This is a genomic window from Streptomyces sp. NPDC029122 (genome assembly GCF_055569445.1).
On sequence record NZ_JBVHWK010000002.1, the window covers coordinates 1 to 15,204 of the forward strand.

Below are 15,204 nucleotides of genomic sequence, written 5' to 3' on the forward strand. Positions count from 1 at the left end.
TCCTTCGACATCGACGCCAACGGCATCATGCACGTCACGGCCAAGGACCTCGGCACGGGCAAGGAGCAGAAGATGACCGTCACCGGCGGCTCCTCACTGCCCCGCGAGGACATCGACCGCATGGTCCGCGAGGCCGAGCAGCACGCCGAGGAGGACCGCCGCCGCAAGGAGGAGGCCGAGACCCGCAACCGCGCTGAGCAGCTCGTCTACCAGACGGAGAAGCTGCTGCGCGACAACGAGTCCAGGATCCCGGCCGACGTCAGGACGGAGACGGAGAAGGCGATCGGGGACCTGAAGGAGAAGCTCAAGGGCCAGGACACGGCCGCCGTCCGCGCGGCGACGGAGCGCGCCGGTGCCGTCGCGCAGAAGATCGGAACCGCTCTGTACGAGCCCCAGGGAGCGGCCCCGGGCGGTGGCGGACCGGCATCCGGCACAGGGCCGTCCGGTGACGGATCGTCCGGCACGGAGGAAGAGGTCGTCGACGCGGAGATCGTCGACGACGAGGGCTCGAAGGGAGGCGTGCGATGAACCCGCCGAAGGCTTCCGGCGGACCGAGGAAGCAGCCGCCCCCCATCGTGATCAGGGACAAACGCCGCATCGACCCCGTCACCCTCCAGCTCAGGGCGGCGGACAGCGGCCCGTCTCCGAGCCTGCCCGCGCGGACGGAGACCCGTCCCGGCGAACACGGAGCCCCCAGCGGCACCCCCGCCGGGGACACCGCTCTGCGGAGCCGGCTCGCCGAACGCACCGCCGACCTGCAACGCCTGAAGGCGGAGTACGACAACTACCGCAAGCGGGTCCAGCGCGACCGCCTCGCGGTACGGGAAATCGCCGTCGCGAACGTCCTGGGCGGGCTGCTGCCCGTCCTGGACGCGATCGACCAGGCCCGTGAGCACGATGACGTCGGCCCGGGCCTGCGAGCGGTCGCCGACGCGCTGGAAACCCAGCTCGCCGCGCTCGGTCTCCAGGAGGTCGGCGCCCCGGGAGAGACCTTCGACCCCGCCCGTCACGAAGCGGTCTCCTACCAGCGGTCCGACGAGGTCGACCGGCCCACCTGCACCACCGTGCTGCGCCCCGGCTACCGGGTCGGACAGCACCTGCTGCGCCCGGCCCAGGTCACGGTGAGCGAACCGCCGGACCAGGAGGAACCCGGCCGCCCCGGCGGCCCGTGATCCCCGTGGGGCGGGTCAGGCCGTGGTGTCCTCCGTTCGGACGCGGACCCGCCCGGCCGCGTCCAGCCGGGACAGCCGCTCGTGTTCCCCGGAGGCCCAGCGCCGGACGCGGTCCGGCTCCAGGGGGGTGCCGTGTCCGACGTGGAGCCTGGTCGGGTTCAGGGCGAGCATCCTGCGCAGGCTGGCCAGGTTGAGCAGCGGGTCGTCGTGGAAGGGAGGGTTGGCCGGCCGGCCCCGGACGAGACCGAAGAAGGAGTTGGCGATCAGGTCGCCGGCGACGAGGTCCCCTTGGGCGGTGAGGACGGAGACCGACCCGGCGGTGTGCCCGGGGGTGGGCATGACGCGCGCCGCGATCCCGAATTCCTCCAGGTCCGTCTCGCCGGTCAGGAGGACGTCGGGTTCGAACGGTTCGACCCGTACGTGCAGGTTCTCGTTCCTGGCCATGAGGCGGCCCATCGGCCCGGTCGGCAGATAGGGCTCGCGGACCCGGCCGGTACGGAAGGGGCCGAGGTCGGCGATGTGTCCCGCCACGGGGGCCCCGGTCAGGCGGCGCAGTTCGGCGGCCGCACCGAAGTGGTCGATGTGGCCGTGCGTGAGGACGATCAGCGACACGTCGGCTGGGTCCACACCGTGTGCGGCGATCCGTTCGTGGATCCTGCGGCCGCTGCCGGGTATTCCGGCGTCGACGAGGACGGGCCGGCGGCCCAGCAGCAGGTACGCGTTGACGTGGTGCCGGCCCATGACCGGGATCGGGACGACCTTGGTTCGGGACACTGCTCTCTCCTCGGGGCATGGCTGTGCTCCGCCGCGCGCGGTGGTCCGCGGGCGCCGGGGGACGGTGACGGGTGGATCAGTGGAAGCGGCGCCGGTACTGTGCGGGAGTGGTCCCGAGGCGGCGCCGGAAGGAACGGTGCAGGCTCTCGACGGAGCCGAGGCCGCTGAGGGCGGCGACCTCCGGCAGGCCGTGACCGCTGTCCTGGAGCAGTCGGCGGGCGGCCTCCAGCCGGACGGACTCGACGTAGGCGGCCGGGGTGGTGCCGGTGCGCCGGTGGAACAGCCGGGAGAAGTGGCGCACGCTCAGGTGCAGTCGCGCCGCCAGCGCTTCGGCGGACAGGTCCTCGGTGAGGTGTTCGCCGATCCACATGCGCAGGCCGTCGATCCGGTCGCCGGGATCGGCCGGAAGGGCGAGCGGGACACTGAACTGGCTCTGGCCGCCGGCTCGTTTGACGTACATGACCATCGTGCGGGCGGTGGCCAGGGCCAGTTCGGGTCCGTGGTCCTCGGTGACCATGGCCAGCGCCATGTCCATCCCCGAGGCGATGCCGGCGCAGGTCCACAGACGGCCCTCCCGGATGAAGATCGGGTCGGGATCGACGGTGACAAGCGGATGATCGGCGGCCAGCCGCGCTGCCGTCCGCCAGTGGGTGGTGGCCGAGAGACCGTCGAGCAGGCCGGCCGCGGCCAGCAGGTGCGCGCCCGAGCAGACGGACCCCAGCCGGTGCGCTCCCGGTGCCGCACCGCGGAGCCAGTCGATGAACCCGGCGTCGAGCACCGGCTCCACCCCGTGGCCGTCCACGCGGACGGCGCCCGACACGAGCAGGGTGTCAACGTCGCCGTCCACCTTGTCCAGCGCCAGATCGGCCATCAGCCGGATCCCGCCGGCGGTGACCACCGGCTCACCGCCGGCGGTCGCGATGCGGACGGTGTAGCCGCGCCGGCCGGTGCCGGCGACCCGGGTGGCGATCGAGAACACCTCGGCCGGCCCCGTGACGTTGAGCAGTTCCACACCGGGGAAGGCGGCGAGGACGACTCTGTGCGGTGGAAGCATGTGCCGATCATTTCGCGCCACCGCGAGGGCCGCAATGACCGTGTTCTGTCAGATCCGGACACGAGGGCGCGGGGTGCGCCGGTCAAGGGTCCCCGCCCGGACCCCGTCATCGCCCGGACCCCGCCGTCGGTCGGACCGTGCCCACTCCGCCATGTGACCGTGCCGGCGGACCACCGGAACACGAAGGGGCCGTTCCGGAGTGATCCGGAACGGCCCCCTCGCTCACTTCCGGGCGCCGGCCGCCGGGGCCGCGCGGGTGAGGGCGCAGGTGCCGTCCTCGCACTGGCGCTCCAGACGGCCCCGCGAGACGGTCTGCGCCAGCCCCACCATCCAGCAGGTGGGGCAGCCGCGGAACGCGATCAGGGACAGCGGGGCCGCCAGGAGCACGACCGGGCCGAAAGCGGGCACCAGGGCGACCGAGCCGATGATCAGCCCGAAGCCGATGGCGCCGCGTACCAGATGGCGCGGGACGGACCTGCTGGCGAAGTCCGGACCGGAAGGTGCGGATCGTACGGGCTTCACGGTGTCCATGGGGTTCACGGTCGTGGGTCTCCTCCGACTGGTGGGGTGACGGCACCCTCGGCGCCCGGGCCGGCCGGCGAGGCCAGAGCGAGGCGAAGGGCCGCGCGTGCCCTGTGCAGCCGCGACTTCATCGCGGCGGTGCTCAGGCCCAGCGCGTGGGCGACGGTCCTGCCGGGCAGGCCCTGCACGTCCCGCATGATCAGTACCTGGCGCTGGTCCCGGGGGAGGGCGCCGACCGCGGCCGCGATCCTCTCCGCCTCCAGCCCGCGCAGGACCGCCTCCTCGGCGGACGGTTCCGCGGAGGCCTCCGGTCCGGCCGGTGCCCCGTCGCCCCGCGGGGCGAGCAGGCGCACCTGCCGGAGGCATTCGTTGCGCACGATGCGGAACATCCACGAGGCGAGCGCGCCGGTGGCCCGCAGGGTGCCGATCTTCCGGTAGAGGATGATCAGCGCCTCCTGCGCCGCGTCCTCAGCGTCCTGCGGCGAGGCGCACAGCGTGAGGGCGAACTTCCGTACGTGGGGCTGCGATTCCATCACGACGGTGGTGAGCGAGGGGACGTCGCCGTCCTGCGCGGCCTTGATCAGCCGATCGTCCGGCCAGTGGAAGCGTTGGTTCATGTGCTGCTCATTTCCGGCGGGTGCCGTGAGTGCGGTCGCTGGTCAGCCCCGGCTCCTGTAGCGCCGCATCAGGTGCCAGCCGCACGCGCCGATGAGCAGGACTCCGACCACTACGAAGCCAGTGATCATCATTGGGGTTCCTCCGGGTTCTGCCGTGTGTTCGATCGGTACACGGACAAGAGGCGGAGAGGGACCGGAAGGATTCGCCCCCGGCCGGATTCTCTCCCGATCCCGTGCCGACGACGGCCCGGACCTCCGCATCCACGCCCCGGTCCGCCGACGGCACCTCTACGATCGGCGGCAGGTACCACCCTGGCCCGCGGCTACGACCGCCCACTGCCCCACCCGGCCGTGCCCGGTGCCGACATCACCACCACCGCCGCGGAGGCAAGAGGCCGATGACGCCCGTCCCGTTCACGTCCGACGACACCGCCCACCTCGCCGAAGCCCTCGACCAGGCCGTCGCGGACGGTGCCGCCCCCGGCGGCGTCATCGCCCTCGGAACCCCCGGCGAGCCCCCGCGCTTCCTCCGGGCCGGCCGGATCGCCGACGAACTCGGCGACACCGCACCGGGCCCCGACACGCTCTACGACCTCGCCTCCCTCACCAAGGTCGTCGCCACCTGGCCGCTCGTCTGCCAGGCCCTCGATGCCGAAGTCCTCTCCCGTACCGCCCCGGTGCGCGACTTCCTGCCCGCGATCGACGGACCGGCGCCCAGCGGGGAGGCCACCATCGAGCAGCTCCTCACCCACACCGCCGGTCTCAAGGCGTCCACCCGCCTGGACCACTACCGCGGCGCCGACCGGCCGCTGCACGAACTCCTGTGCCGCGAACCCCTCGAAGGCACCCCCGGCGAGCACCGGTACGTCAACCGCGGCTACATCCTCCTCGGCCTGGCCCTCGCCCACGCCCACGGCAGCCCCCTCGACGAACTCGGCCGCGCCCTGTGGGACGAACTCGGCATGGCCGGTACGACGTACGGACCCGTCGCCCGCGGACCGCGGGTCGCCCCCACCGAACGCCGCATCCCCGGTGCCCCCCGGATCTGGGGCACCGCACACGACGACAACGCCGCCCTCCTCGGCGGCGTCGCCGGCCACGCCGGGGTCTTCTCCACCGCCCGCGACCTCGCCCGCTACGCCGAGCACCTCCTCGCCCCCGCCGGCCGACCGCACGGCTGGCTCCGCGCCTCCACCCTGCCCTTCGCCCCGATCGAGCCGGGCATCGACCGCGGCCTGTCCTGGATCCGCGCGCCCGGCGGGGTCGCGTACCACCACGGGTTCACCGGCACCAGCCTCTACCTCGCCCCGGGTTCGGGCCGCTACCTCGCCATCCTCACCAACGCCGTCTACCACGGCGAAGCCCGCCGCCGCACCGCCCCCCTGCGCGCCCTCGCCCTGAAGGCCATCACCGCCACCTGACCCCCGGCGAGGCCCACGTACGGCAAGGCGCAGACGCCATCCGATCGGCGGAAAGACGGAGAAAACGCTTGGACGGCGTCAGCGGTCCTGCGGAACACTGCGACTCCTGTCCTGACGCCGCTCACACCGCACAGGGTTGGTATGGGATCTCCTGAGTCACAGCAAAGTCCTCCGGGCAGGGGCCCGGTACTCCTCGCACTGCGCCACTACGGACGGGAGCTGGTCCGGCTCCGGTGGCTGGCCCTGCCCGCCATGCTGCTCCCCGCACTGGGCAACATCGGCATCAACTACATCGCGCCGCTCGTCGTCGCCAAACTCGTCGGCCGGATCGCGGGCGACGACGGCGCCGTCGCCGCGGGCATCGGCCCGGTCCTGCCGTACGTCATCGGGTTCGGCGGCGTCCTGCTGCTGTCCGAGGCGCTGTGGCGGCTCGGACTGCACTGCCTCAACCGCGTCGACGCCTTCGGCGTCGAGCGGCTCTACGTACTCGGCATGGACGAACTGTTCGCCAAGGACGCGGCGTTCTTCCACGACAACTTCGCCGGATCGCTGACCAAGCGGGTCCTCAGCTTCGCCTCCCGCTTCGAGGAGTTCGTCGACACCCTCACCTTCCAGATCGTCGGCAAGTTCGTACCCCTGATCTTCGGCTCGGTGGTGCTGTGGCAGTACGAACCGCTCCTCGTCGTCGGGCTCCTGACGATGATCGCGCTGACGGCACTGTGCGCGACCCCCCTCATCCGCCGCCGTCAGGCCCTCGTCGACGAGCGTGAGGAGGCCATCGCCCGGGTCTCCGGACACGTCGCCGACAGCCTGATGAACATGGACACGGTCCGCGCGTTCGCCGCCGAGGAACGCGAGGCCGCCGAGCACCGTAAGCGGGTCGCGGAATCGCGGCGGCTCATGGTGCGCTCGTGGGACTACGGCAACCTGCGCATCGACACGCTGGTCGCGCCGATGTCCGTACTGACCAACGCGCTCGGCATGCTGGTCGCGGTGGGGCTCGCCGGGAGAGGGCACGGCGTGGAGACGGTCGTCGTCGCCTTCACCTACTACAGCAACGCGACGCGGATCATGTTCGAGTTCAACCAGATCTACCGCCGCCTCGAAAGCTCGATGACGGAGGCCGCACAGTTCACCGCGCTGCTGCTCACCCCGCCGACCGTCCTCGACCCGAAGTCCCCGGAACCGCTGCTGCCCGAGGGCTCCGACGTACGCTTCGAAGGGGTCCGCTTCGCCCACACGGGCGCGGAACCGCTCTTCGACGGGCTCGACCTGGCCGTACCCAGCGGGACGAAGATCGGCCTCGTCGGCCGCTCCGGCGGGGGCAAGACCACCCTCACCCGGCTGCTGCTGAGGATGACCGACATCGACGGCGGACGGATCACGGTCGGCGGGCAGGACATCAGCCGGGTGTCCCAGAGCGACCTGCGCGGCCTCATGGCGTACGTGCCGCAGGAGCCGGCGATGTTCCACCGCACCCTCAAGGAGAACATCGCGTTCGCCCGGCCGGACGCCACCGACGCGGAGATCCGCCGGGCCGCCGAGGCGGCGCACGTCACGGAGTTCGCCGACGCCTTGCCGGACGGCTTCGACACCATGGTCGGCGAGCGCGGGGTCAAGCTGTCCGGCGGACAGCGCCAACGGGTCGCGCTCGCCCGGGCGATCCTGCGCGACGCCCCGATCCTGCTGCTCGACGAGGCCACCAGCGCCCTGGACTCGGAGAGCGAGATCCTCGTCCAGGACGCCCTCTGGCGGCTCATGGAAGGGCGGACGGCGCTCGTCGTGGCGCACCGGCTCAGCACCGTCGCCACCATGGACCGGCTCGTCGTCCTCGACCACGGCCGGATCGTGGAGCAGGGCACCCACCAGGAACTGCTCGCCGCGGACGGCGCCTACGCCAAGCTGTGGCAGCACCAGTCGGGCGGCTTCCTCGACGACACCCCCACCGCCGGCGCCGACGTGCGTCCGTGACCCCGCGCCCCGCTGCCCGCCGTGCCACCCGGGTACGGCGGGAAGCGGGGCGCGGACGGCCGCGGCCCCCGGGCCCCCTACGATCCGGCGCGTACGAGGGCGGCCGCGAGACGGGCCAGATCCTCCGGCGCCACCAGGGCCGCGAGGCCGTTCGCGGTGCGCGGGAGCCCGAGTCCCGCGGCGGCCGACAGGGAGCGCCCGTCGAAGCAGGGGCGCAGGGCGGGCCAGACGGCCTGGACCTCCCGGCAGAAGATGTCCGCGCCGACCGGCCCGATCCGCGGAACCTCGCGCAGCAGCGCGCACAGAACCTCCCGGTCGCCCGCGGCCCGGTCCCGCAGCCGGCGCAGATCACCGCCGTAGCGGTCCAGCAGCAGCTCCGCGCCTTCTCCCAGGGCGGTCGCGGTGCTCTCGTCGTAGCGGACGTAGTGCCCCCGCCCGAGGGCGGCCACCCGCGTGCGCCACGACGAGCCCGCCATCGCGCGGGGCGTGCGCAGCCCGGCCGCGAAGAGCTCCCGGGCGGCGGCCGTCGCGGTCTCCGCCCTGATCGGAGCCGAGAACAGGACGGTGAGCACCAGCAGCCGGTACAGCGGCGCCGGCTTGTCACGCAGCCTGATCCCGGCCTCCTCGGCGTACGTCCGCCCGTGCTCGCGCAGCAACTCCGCGACCACCCGGTCCCTTCCCATGGCTCCCTCCTGCCCCGCCTGGCCCCGGCGACTCGCGTTAGCCTCTCGGCATGAATCACGGGGAGGGCGAGGGCGCGCTGGTTCTGGAGGCGCGGAAGATGCTTGCCGCAGGGCAGAGCGAGGAAGAGGTCCTCGCGGAGCTGGCCGCGAGGACCGGGAACTGGGGTGTCTGTGTCCTGGCGGTGTGCCTGGCCCTGGGCGTGCCCCGGAGTGACGCCGAGGCGCGACTCCACGAGGTCGAGCCGCTTCTCACGGAATTCGTGGTGGTTGAGGAGGAAGACCTCGCCTTCATTCTGACGTTCGGGGACGTCTTCATCGTGGACCGAGTGCTTGAGGAGCACGAGGAGCACATCCGCGACCTGCTGGGCACCGCCGCCGGCGCCTCCGGAGGCTATCCGGGCAGCCTGCTCGGATGGTTTCGCACCGGGGAACTCACGAAGCTCTTCCTCTACTTCGCCAAGGCCGGGGTCCGGGGCGGGGGCTCGCCGCCCGATTTCTGGGCCGCCATGACTACGGCCGGCGAACTCCTGGCGAGCCAGGGCGGCCCGGACCATGCGGAGGTGACCGCGGGGCTGGAACGTTGCCGCGAACAGGCCGCCGCCATCGGCGCGAAGTAGCGCCGGCATCGACGGACGACCTCCGCCTGAGCAGGCGGCCCCGCCGGCTCAGGCGGTCCAACGGTCCCGCGCCAGTATTCCGGGCCAGCCGCTTCGGCAGAGCGAACACTTCGACGCCATCGTGCAAGGGGGTCCGGTGACCCACTCCGGCCACGGCCCAGCCGAGGCTCCGCGGTGCGACGGGACCCGTCCGGGGGCGCCGTCGGGAGGCGGTGGCGGGCGGAGCGGCAGACGATGGAGGCGTGCAGGTGCTACATGAGCGGGCCCCCGTGAGCGGGGCTCCATGAACGAGCGGGTCCCGGTCGAGGAGCTGATCAGCAGCGCCGCGCAGTCCGCCGGCGGCTGGCTGGGCGCGCTGCCCGTCGCGCTCGTGGCCACCGGTGCCGACGGGACGATCGTGCGCTGGAACCAGGTCGCGCAGGAGCTGCTCGGCTACACCCCGCCCCAGATGCTCGGCCGCCACATCGCCGACCTGCTGCACCCCGGCTCCGACCGCAGCCTGGGCCGCTCCCTGTGGGAGGCGGCCGCCTCCGGGCGCGGGGTGATGGGCACCGTCACGGCCTGGCACCGCGACGGGCACCCCCTGGAGGTGGAGATCTGGGCCTCCCCGGTGTCCGACCGGCAGCACGGCTCGACGGTGCTGGTCTTCGCGGCCGACGCCCACGCGGCCCGGCGCATCCGAGGGTCCTCCGCCGTCTGGGACGGCCTCTTCGCCCGCTCGCCCGTCGGCATCGCCATCCTCGACACCCAGCTGCGGTTCCTCCAGGTCAACGCCGCCCTCGAAGCCATGAACGGGCTGCCCGAGTCGGCGCACGTGGGACGCCGCCTGGCCGAGATCCTTCCCGAGGTGAACGCCCTCGAGATGGAGGAGGCCATGCGGCAGGTCCTGGAGACGGGGGAGCCGGTCCTGGACCGCCGCCGCGTCGGGCGGACCCCCTCCCAGCCGGACCACGACCGGGTGTGGTCGTGCTCCTACGTCCGGGTGGAGGACCCCGCCCGGATGCCGATCGGGGTCATCGCCTCCCTCGTCGACATCACCGAGCAGCAGCGCGACCACGTCGAGGCCGAAGCCGGCCGGCGCCGGCTCGCCCTGCTCAGCGAGGCCAGCATCCGCGTCGGCTCCAGCCTGGACCTGGAGCGGACCGCGCAGGAACTCGCCGACCTGGCCGTACCGCGCCTCGCCGACGCCGTCACCGTCGACGTGCTCGACGCCCTGGCCCGCGGGGACGAGCCCGGCATGGGGCTCACCGGCGGGGTGGCCCTGCGCAGGCTCGGCCGGGCGCCGCTGTCCGGATCGAGGCTGACCGACATCCTCGCCCCGCTCGGCCGCACCCTCACCTTTCCCATGACCGCCCCCTACACCCAGGCCCTCGCGGCCCGGCAGCCCTTCCTCATCGCCCGCCTCGACGAGCAGGCCATAGCCCCCGCCGCCCGGCACTCGGCCAAACCCGCGCAGCTGCTCACCGCGGGAGTGCACTCCTTCGCCATGGCCCCCCTGGTCGCCAGGGACTCGGTGCTCGGCGTCGCCACCTTCTACCGCACCCGCCCGGTGGGCCCGTTCACCGCCGAGGACGTCACCCTCGCCGGAGAACTCGCCGCCCGCGCCGCGCTCAGCATCGACAACGCCCGGCTCTACCACCGCGAGCACGAGACCGCCGTCATCCTCCAGCGCAGCATGCTCCCGCAGCACATCACCCCGCCGCCCGGCATCGAGGTCAGCCACCGCTACCTGCCCGCGAGCGACGTCAACGAGGTCGGCGGCGACTGGTACGACGTCCTGGCCCTGTCCGGCGGCAAGGCGGCCCTGCTGATCGGCGACGTGATGGGCCACGGCATCGCCGCCGCCGCGGTGATGGGCCGGCTCTCCGCCTCCGTACGCTCCCTCTCGCGCCTGGACCTCTCGCCCGTGCGGCTGCTGCACCAGATGGAAGCCGCGCTCGCCGACCTGGCCGAGCCCATGCTGGCCACCTTCCTCTACATCGTCTGCGACCCGGCCGCGGGACGCTGCACCGTCACCCGCGCCGGACACCCGCCCCCCGCCCTCGCCCTCCCCGACGGCACCGTCCGCCTCCTGGACACCCCGCCCGGCGTCCCGCTGGGCGTCGGCGGCATCGCGTTCACCCCCACCGAGGTCGAAGTGCCCCCGGGCAGCCTCCTCGTGCTCTACACCGACGGACTCATCGAGGCGCGCGGCAGCGACCTCGACGAGCGGCTGAACGAGCTGACGCAACTCCTCGCGGACCCCCAGCGCCAGCTGGACCACGTGTGCGACTCGCTGATCACGCACCTCGTCCCGGCGGCGGCCGACGACGACATCGCGCTGATGGTCGCGAGGGTCGGCGGCTGACCTCCAGCCAGGCGACCTGGCGCACCGAGCGGACCTTCTGACCGGGCCGGAACAGGGCCGGCGGGCCGGGGATCCCCACCGAAGCCGGGGATCCCCACGGAAGGCGTGGGGATCCCCGGCCGCCCGGGTCAGCCCTTGCCGAGGAGCCCGTTCATCCGGGCGATCTCGGCGCTCTGCGAGCTGATGATGGCGGCGGCCATGTCCTTGGCGGGCTGGTACTTCCCGCTGGACCGCTCCTTCTCGGCCATGGCGACGGCGCCCTCGTGGTGCTTGACCATCAGCTTGAGGAACGCGGTGTCGAAGGCCTTGCCGGTGGCCTTCGTGAGCTGGTCCATCTCCTCGTCCGTCATCATCCCGGACATGGAGTGGCCGCCGTGGCCGCCGTCGTGCGCCGAATCGGCCGACGGGACCGGCTCGCCCCAGGCGCCCAGCCAGCCGGTCAGGGTCTTGATCTCCGGGTCCTGGGCCTTCTTGATCTCGGCGGCGAGCTCCTTGACCTCCGCCGATCCGGCGCGGGTCGCGGCGAGGTCGGCCATGTCGACCGCCTGCCGGTGGTGCGGGATCATCCCCTGGGCGAAGGCGGTGTCGGCGGCGTTGTTCGGGGCCTGCGCGCTGTCGGCGGGAGCCGGTCCGGAGGACTTGGCGGTGGGGGACGCGGACGCCGAGGCCCGGCCGGGGCTGTCGTGAGCGGGGGAGCCGGAGCCGTCCTTCCCGCCGCAGGCGGCGAGGACGAGGGCGGCGGTGGCGGCCGCGGCCAGCCCGGTGGTGCGGCGGAGCGGGGAACGCTTGACGGTCATGGTGGTGCCTCTCCTGTGCTGGGGTCGTACGGGGTGCTCGGCCGGGTGGAACGCCGGCAGGGGCCGCCCTATACGCGCAGGAGTTGCAGTTCGCCGAGTGACGGGGGCGCGCGGCCGTACGCCGTCGCCCGCAGGACGGTGCCGTGCGCCGCCACGACCGCGGCGGGGATCCCGCCGGGTGCGGCCGCCGGGGGGTGCAGGACCGGGGCGCCGCTGGTGCCCGATGCCGCGCAGGTGGGGTCGGCGTGCTGGGCGTGCCCGTCGGCGGGGCCGCCGTGCCGGGCGTCGCCCGCATGAGCGCGCCCACAGGGGTCGGCGGACGGGTGCCCGACCGCGGCAGTGTGCGCCGCCGCGGACGTGTGCGCCGCGGCCGGCGGGACCGCTCCCGGGCCGAGGCCGTGCATGCCGACGATCCCCATGAGCAGGGCCAGTACGAGGAGCAGCTGGGCGGGCAGCCGGGAAGGCCTTCTCCCGCCCGCGGCCCGTGCGCCCGTACTCGTACCCATGGTGGCATCGTAGAGGCCTCGCGGCCCATACTCCAAAGGGGTACGGGGTATGGCGTGCCGCCCGGACGCCGGGCGAACGGGTCGTCTCAGGCCGGAGCCACCGGGCGGCCCGAGTGGAGCTCCAGCGGGCCGGTGCCTTCGGCCAGGGCGGTCAGGCAGGCTTTGATCTGTCGGCGCAGCCGGGGTTTGACCAGCCCCCGCAGCTCATCGCGGCGCGCCGTGCGCCACTCCAGCAGCTCGGCGGGCGGCAGCCGGACCGCCGCGAGGTCGGCCGGGCCGAGGACCCCGCCGTCGTAGAGGAAGCGGATCCGCGCCGGGTAACCGGGCCGGTGGCTCCAGTCGACGGCGAGGAGGCGGCCGGGGGCCCGTACGAGCCCGGTCTCCTCCCGGACCTCGCGCGCCGCCGCGTCCCGGGGGGTCTCGCCGAGGTCGCTGTCGACGCCGCCGCCGGGCAGCAGCCAGCGGTCCGGCTCGCCGTACCCGGGCCGGACGAGCAGGATCCCGCCGGCCCCGTCGGTGAACACCACGTTGGCGGCGGTGAGGGCCTTGGGCCGGGCGGCGCGGTGGCCGGCGTCGTCGTAACGGCCCGCGTGCTCCAGGGCGGCGCGGTCGGCCGGATCCAGCCCGGCCGGCGAGCCGGGCTGCGGGACGCCGTCGACCAAGTGCGCGACGGAGCCGGAGTACAGGGCGGCCAGCCCGGCCCGCAGCCGGGGCGCGAGCCGGTCGGACAGCTGCTCCGCGGCCTCCTCCGGGGTGAGCCAGCGGGCCTCGGCGACCTCGCCGTCCGCGAAGGTGATCCCCTCGACAGCGGCGCGGGTCAGCGGCCCCACGAGGTACACGTGCACCACGATCGAGCGGCCGAGCGCGCCCGGCGGACAGGAGTCCACGGCCAGCAGCCGGCCGACCGGGACGGACAGGCCGAGCTCCTCCGCCAGCTCGCGGGCCAGGCCCTCCTCCGGAGTCTCGGTGTCCTCCACCGTGCCGCCGGGCAGTTCGAAGCCGTCCTTGTACGAGGGAGTCAGTACGAGGACCCGCCCCCGCGGGTCCAGCACGATCCCGGTCGCGGCCACGAGCGGGGCCGGCCGGCCGGCGTAGTAGGCGCGGACGGCGTCGGGCGTCGGGCGGTCGGGCACGGCGGCGGCTCCGGAATCTGGATCCTGGCGGGGGTCGGGTCGGGAGGAGGAGTCGGCGGCGCGGCGGCCGCGACGGGGGCGGGCGCCCCGGGCGGGACCGGGACGTACCGGAATCAGTACCACGTCCGGGCCCGGCGGCCCGGCTTTCAGGCGCGTACGACGAGCAGTCCGCCCATGGTGACCATCGTCGCGGCGACCAGCCCGTCCAGCGTCCGCCAGGCGGCGGGCTTCGCGAGCACGCCGCTGAGCAGCCGGGCACCGTAGCCGAGGGTGCTGAACCAGACCAGGCTGGCCAGTCCGGCCCCGATCCCGAAGGCCCAGCGCAGATCACCCCGGTCGGCGGCCAGCGAGCCCACCAGCAGCACGGTGTCGAGGTACACGTGCGGGTTGAGCCAGGTCATGGCGAGGCAGGTGAGCACCGCCGCGCGGGCCGAACCGGCGGTGGCGCCCTCGGAGCTCAGCGCCGCCCCGGGGACGGGACGCAGCACGCGCCGGGCCGCGAGGATCCCGTAGCAGATCAGGAAGGTGCCCCCGGCGATCCCGACGGCGGTCAGGGCGGCCGGCCAGGCCGTGACGAACGCGCCGACCCCGGCCACCCCCAGGAAGATGAGGACCGCGTCGGAGACGGCGCAGATGGCCACCACCGCCAGGACGGCGTGCCGGCGCGCGCCCTGGCGCAGCACGAAGGCGTTCTGCGCGCCGATCGCGACGATGAGGGAGAGACCGGTACCGAAACCGGCCAGGAGTGCTGTGGTGATGCCGTTCGTCATGCTCCGACCGTAAGGACGGCGCGTCGCTGAGTACAGCTAAAGATATTTACGTATCATTAGCGCTCGTGATGGACGAGCTTCCCCTGGAGCAGGTGCGGACCCTGCTCGCGGTCGTCGACGAAGGCACCTTCGACGCGGCCGCCGCGGCCCTGCACGTGACGCCCTCCGCCGTCAGTCAGCGGGTGAAGGCCCTGGAGCAGCGCACCGGGCGGGTGCTGCTGATGCGGACCAAGCCGGTGCGGGCGACGGAGTCGGGGGAGGTGGTCATCCGCTTCGCCCGGCAGCTGGCCCGGCTGGAGCGGGACGCGCGCGCCGAGCTCGGGATGGGGACGGCGGAAGGGCTCGGCCCGGTCCGGATGCCGATCGCCGTCAACGCGGACTCGCTGGCCACGTGGTTCCTGCCCGCGCTGACCCGGGTGCCGCAGGAGCCGCCCATCTGCTTCGAACTGCACCGCGAGGACGAGTCCCACACCACCGCCCTGCTGCGGGAGGGGCAGGTCATGGCGGCCGTCACCTCCTCCCCGGACCCGGTGGCCGGGTGCACCGTACGGTCGCTGGGCCTGGCCCGCTACCTGCCGGTGGCCAGCCCGGACTTCGCCGCCCGGCACCTGACCGGGGCCCCGGCCCGGGACCTGCGGGAGGCCCCGCTGATCGTCTTCGACCGGCGGGACGTCCTCCAGGACGACTTCGTCCGGGCTCTGACCGGAGGTGGGGGGGGGGGGGGGGGGGGGGGGGGGGGGGGGGGGGGAGAGGGGGGGGGGGGGGGGGGGGGGGGGGGGGGGGGGGGGGGGGGGGGGGGGGGCGGAAAAAAGGAAGGGAA

The 15,204-nt window shown here is 73.7% G+C and carries 16 protein-coding genes; 7 read left to right on the plus strand and 9 right to left on the minus strand.

The window, feature by feature from the left end:
* Positions 1-528 (plus strand): Hsp70 family protein (locus ACZ4WZ_RS02465; protein WP_467884227.1); only part of this gene is annotated, 528 nt, incomplete at its 5' end.
* Entirely contained in the window at positions 525-1,172 is a 648-nt protein-coding gene (grpE, locus tag ACZ4WZ_RS02470) for a nucleotide exchange factor GrpE (RefSeq protein WP_467884229.1), read from the plus strand. The genes ACZ4WZ_RS02465 and grpE, both read left to right, overlap by 4 nt.
* A gap of 15 nt (positions 1,173-1,187) precedes the next feature.
* Here the strand turns inward: grpE and ACZ4WZ_RS02475 are convergent, their stop codons facing one another.
* From ACZ4WZ_RS02475 to ACZ4WZ_RS02490, 4 genes are all read right to left on the minus strand, one after another.
* Positions 1,188-1,946 carry an MBL fold metallo-hydrolase gene (locus tag ACZ4WZ_RS02475; protein WP_467884231.1) on the minus strand — a complete coding sequence of 253 codons (759 nt, stop codon included), beginning with the start codon at positions 1,944-1,946 and terminating at the stop codon, positions 1,188-1,190.
* A gap of 76 nt (positions 1,947-2,022) precedes the next feature.
* A complete protein-coding gene (locus tag ACZ4WZ_RS02480) occupies positions 2,023-3,000 on the minus strand; it encodes a GlxA family transcriptional regulator (RefSeq protein WP_467884232.1) in 978 nt (325 codons plus the stop codon).
* Between the two features lie 222 nt (positions 3,001-3,222).
* On the minus strand, positions 3,223-3,531 hold the full coding sequence (locus ACZ4WZ_RS02485; protein WP_467884234.1) for a hypothetical protein: 309 nt from the start codon (positions 3,529-3,531) through the stop codon (positions 3,223-3,225).
* A gap of 5 nt (positions 3,532-3,536) precedes the next feature.
* Positions 3,537-4,139 (minus strand): RNA polymerase sigma factor, encoded by a 603-nt coding sequence (locus ACZ4WZ_RS02490; protein WP_467884236.1) that lies wholly within the window; start codon positions 4,137-4,139, stop codon positions 3,537-3,539.
* 398 nt (positions 4,140-4,537) lie between these two features.
* Between ACZ4WZ_RS02490 and ACZ4WZ_RS02495 the strand changes: the two genes are divergently transcribed.
* Positions 4,538-5,560 (plus strand): serine hydrolase domain-containing protein, encoded by a 1,023-nt coding sequence (locus ACZ4WZ_RS02495; protein ID WP_467884238.1) that lies wholly within the window; start codon positions 4,538-4,540, stop codon positions 5,558-5,560.
* Between the two features lie 141 nt (positions 5,561-5,701).
* Complete coding sequence (locus ACZ4WZ_RS02500) at positions 5,702-7,531, plus strand: ABC transporter ATP-binding protein (RefSeq protein WP_467884240.1); 1,830 nt, start codon at positions 5,702-5,704, stop codon at positions 7,529-7,531.
* Between the two features lie 77 nt (positions 7,532-7,608).
* Here the strand turns inward: ACZ4WZ_RS02500 and ACZ4WZ_RS02505 are convergent, their stop codons facing one another.
* Positions 7,609-8,214, minus strand: a complete 606-nt coding sequence (locus tag ACZ4WZ_RS02505; RefSeq protein ID WP_467884243.1) for an endonuclease — start codon at positions 8,212-8,214, stop codon at positions 7,609-7,611.
* 50 nt (positions 8,215-8,264) lie between these two features.
* Here ACZ4WZ_RS02505 and ACZ4WZ_RS02510 point away from each other — a divergent pair, with 50 nt between their 5' ends.
* Both ACZ4WZ_RS02510 and ACZ4WZ_RS02515 read left to right on the plus strand, forming a co-directional pair.
* A complete protein-coding gene (locus tag ACZ4WZ_RS02510; protein WP_467884245.1) occupies positions 8,265-8,831 on the plus strand; it encodes a cytochrome c-type biogenesis protein in 567 nt (188 codons plus the stop codon).
* Positions 8,832-9,114: 283 nt separating this feature from the next.
* The gene (locus tag ACZ4WZ_RS02515) at positions 9,115-11,178 is read left to right on the plus strand and encodes a SpoIIE family protein phosphatase (protein WP_467884247.1); all 2,064 of its coding nucleotides are present in this window, start codon (positions 9,115-9,117) and stop codon (positions 11,176-11,178) included.
* A gap of 128 nt (positions 11,179-11,306) precedes the next feature.
* On the opposite strand, the gene ACZ4WZ_RS02520 is transcribed toward ACZ4WZ_RS02515, so the two are convergent.
* The 4 genes from ACZ4WZ_RS02520 to ACZ4WZ_RS02535 all read right to left on the minus strand — a co-directional run bounded on the left by ACZ4WZ_RS02520 (position 11,307) and on the right by ACZ4WZ_RS02535 (position 14,384).
* Positions 11,307-11,975 carry a DUF305 domain-containing protein gene (locus ACZ4WZ_RS02520; protein ID WP_467884250.1) on the minus strand — a complete coding sequence of 223 codons (669 nt, stop codon included), beginning with the start codon at positions 11,973-11,975 and terminating at the stop codon, positions 11,307-11,309.
* A 68-nt stretch (positions 11,976-12,043) separates the two neighbouring features.
* Positions 12,044-12,481 (minus strand): DUF6153 family protein, encoded by a 438-nt coding sequence (locus tag ACZ4WZ_RS02525; protein WP_467884251.1) that lies wholly within the window; start codon positions 12,479-12,481, stop codon positions 12,044-12,046.
* An 86-nt stretch (positions 12,482-12,567) separates the two neighbouring features.
* A complete protein-coding gene (locus ACZ4WZ_RS02530; protein ID WP_467884253.1) occupies positions 12,568-13,614 on the minus strand; it encodes an NUDIX domain-containing protein in 1,047 nt (348 codons plus the stop codon).
* A 146-nt stretch (positions 13,615-13,760) separates the two neighbouring features.
* Positions 13,761-14,384, minus strand: a complete 624-nt coding sequence (locus tag ACZ4WZ_RS02535) for a LysE/ArgO family amino acid transporter (protein ID WP_467884256.1) — start codon at positions 14,382-14,384, stop codon at positions 13,761-13,763.
* Positions 14,385-14,452: 68 nt separating this feature from the next.
* On the opposite strand from ACZ4WZ_RS02535, the gene ACZ4WZ_RS02540 reads away from it, so the two are divergent.
* On the plus strand, positions 14,453-15,204 hold a 752-nt coding region (locus ACZ4WZ_RS02540; RefSeq protein ID WP_467884258.1), incomplete at its 3' end, for an ArgP/LysG family DNA-binding transcriptional regulator.

Bases quoted from the DNA above. Each gene is read 5' to 3' on its own strand.
- ACZ4WZ_RS02480 (WP_467884232.1), bottom strand. From the start codon at position 3,000: ATGCTTCCACCGCACAGAGTCGTCCTCGCCGCCTTCCCCGGTGTGGAA.
- ACZ4WZ_RS02515 (WP_467884247.1), top strand. From the start codon at position 9,115: ATGAACGAGCGGGTCCCGGTCGAGGAGCTGATCAGCAGCGCCGCGCAG.
- ACZ4WZ_RS02500 (WP_467884240.1), top strand. From the start codon at position 5,702: ATGGGATCTCCTGAGTCACAGCAAAGTCCTCCGGGCAGGGGCCCGGTA.
- ACZ4WZ_RS02510 (WP_467884245.1), top strand. From the start codon at position 8,265: ATGAATCACGGGGAGGGCGAGGGCGCGCTGGTTCTGGAGGCGCGGAAG.
- ACZ4WZ_RS02485 (WP_467884234.1), bottom strand. From the start codon at position 3,531: ATGGACACCGTGAAGCCCGTACGATCCGCACCTTCCGGTCCGGACTTC.
- ACZ4WZ_RS02490 (WP_467884236.1), bottom strand. From the start codon at position 4,139: ATGAACCAACGCTTCCACTGGCCGGACGATCGGCTGATCAAGGCCGCG.
- ACZ4WZ_RS02535 (WP_467884256.1), bottom strand. From the start codon at position 14,384: ATGACGAACGGCATCACCACAGCACTCCTGGCCGGTTTCGGTACCGGT.
- ACZ4WZ_RS02525 (WP_467884251.1), bottom strand. From the start codon at position 12,481: ATGGGTACGAGTACGGGCGCACGGGCCGCGGGCGGGAGAAGGCCTTCC.
- ACZ4WZ_RS02505 (WP_467884243.1), bottom strand. From the start codon at position 8,214: ATGGGAAGGGACCGGGTGGTCGCGGAGTTGCTGCGCGAGCACGGGCGG.
- ACZ4WZ_RS02495 (WP_467884238.1), top strand. From the start codon at position 4,538: ATGACGCCCGTCCCGTTCACGTCCGACGACACCGCCCACCTCGCCGAA.
- grpE (WP_467884229.1), top strand. From the start codon at position 525: ATGAACCCGCCGAAGGCTTCCGGCGGACCGAGGAAGCAGCCGCCCCCC.
- ACZ4WZ_RS02520 (WP_467884250.1), bottom strand. From the start codon at position 11,975: ATGACCGTCAAGCGTTCCCCGCTCCGCCGCACCACCGGGCTGGCCGCG.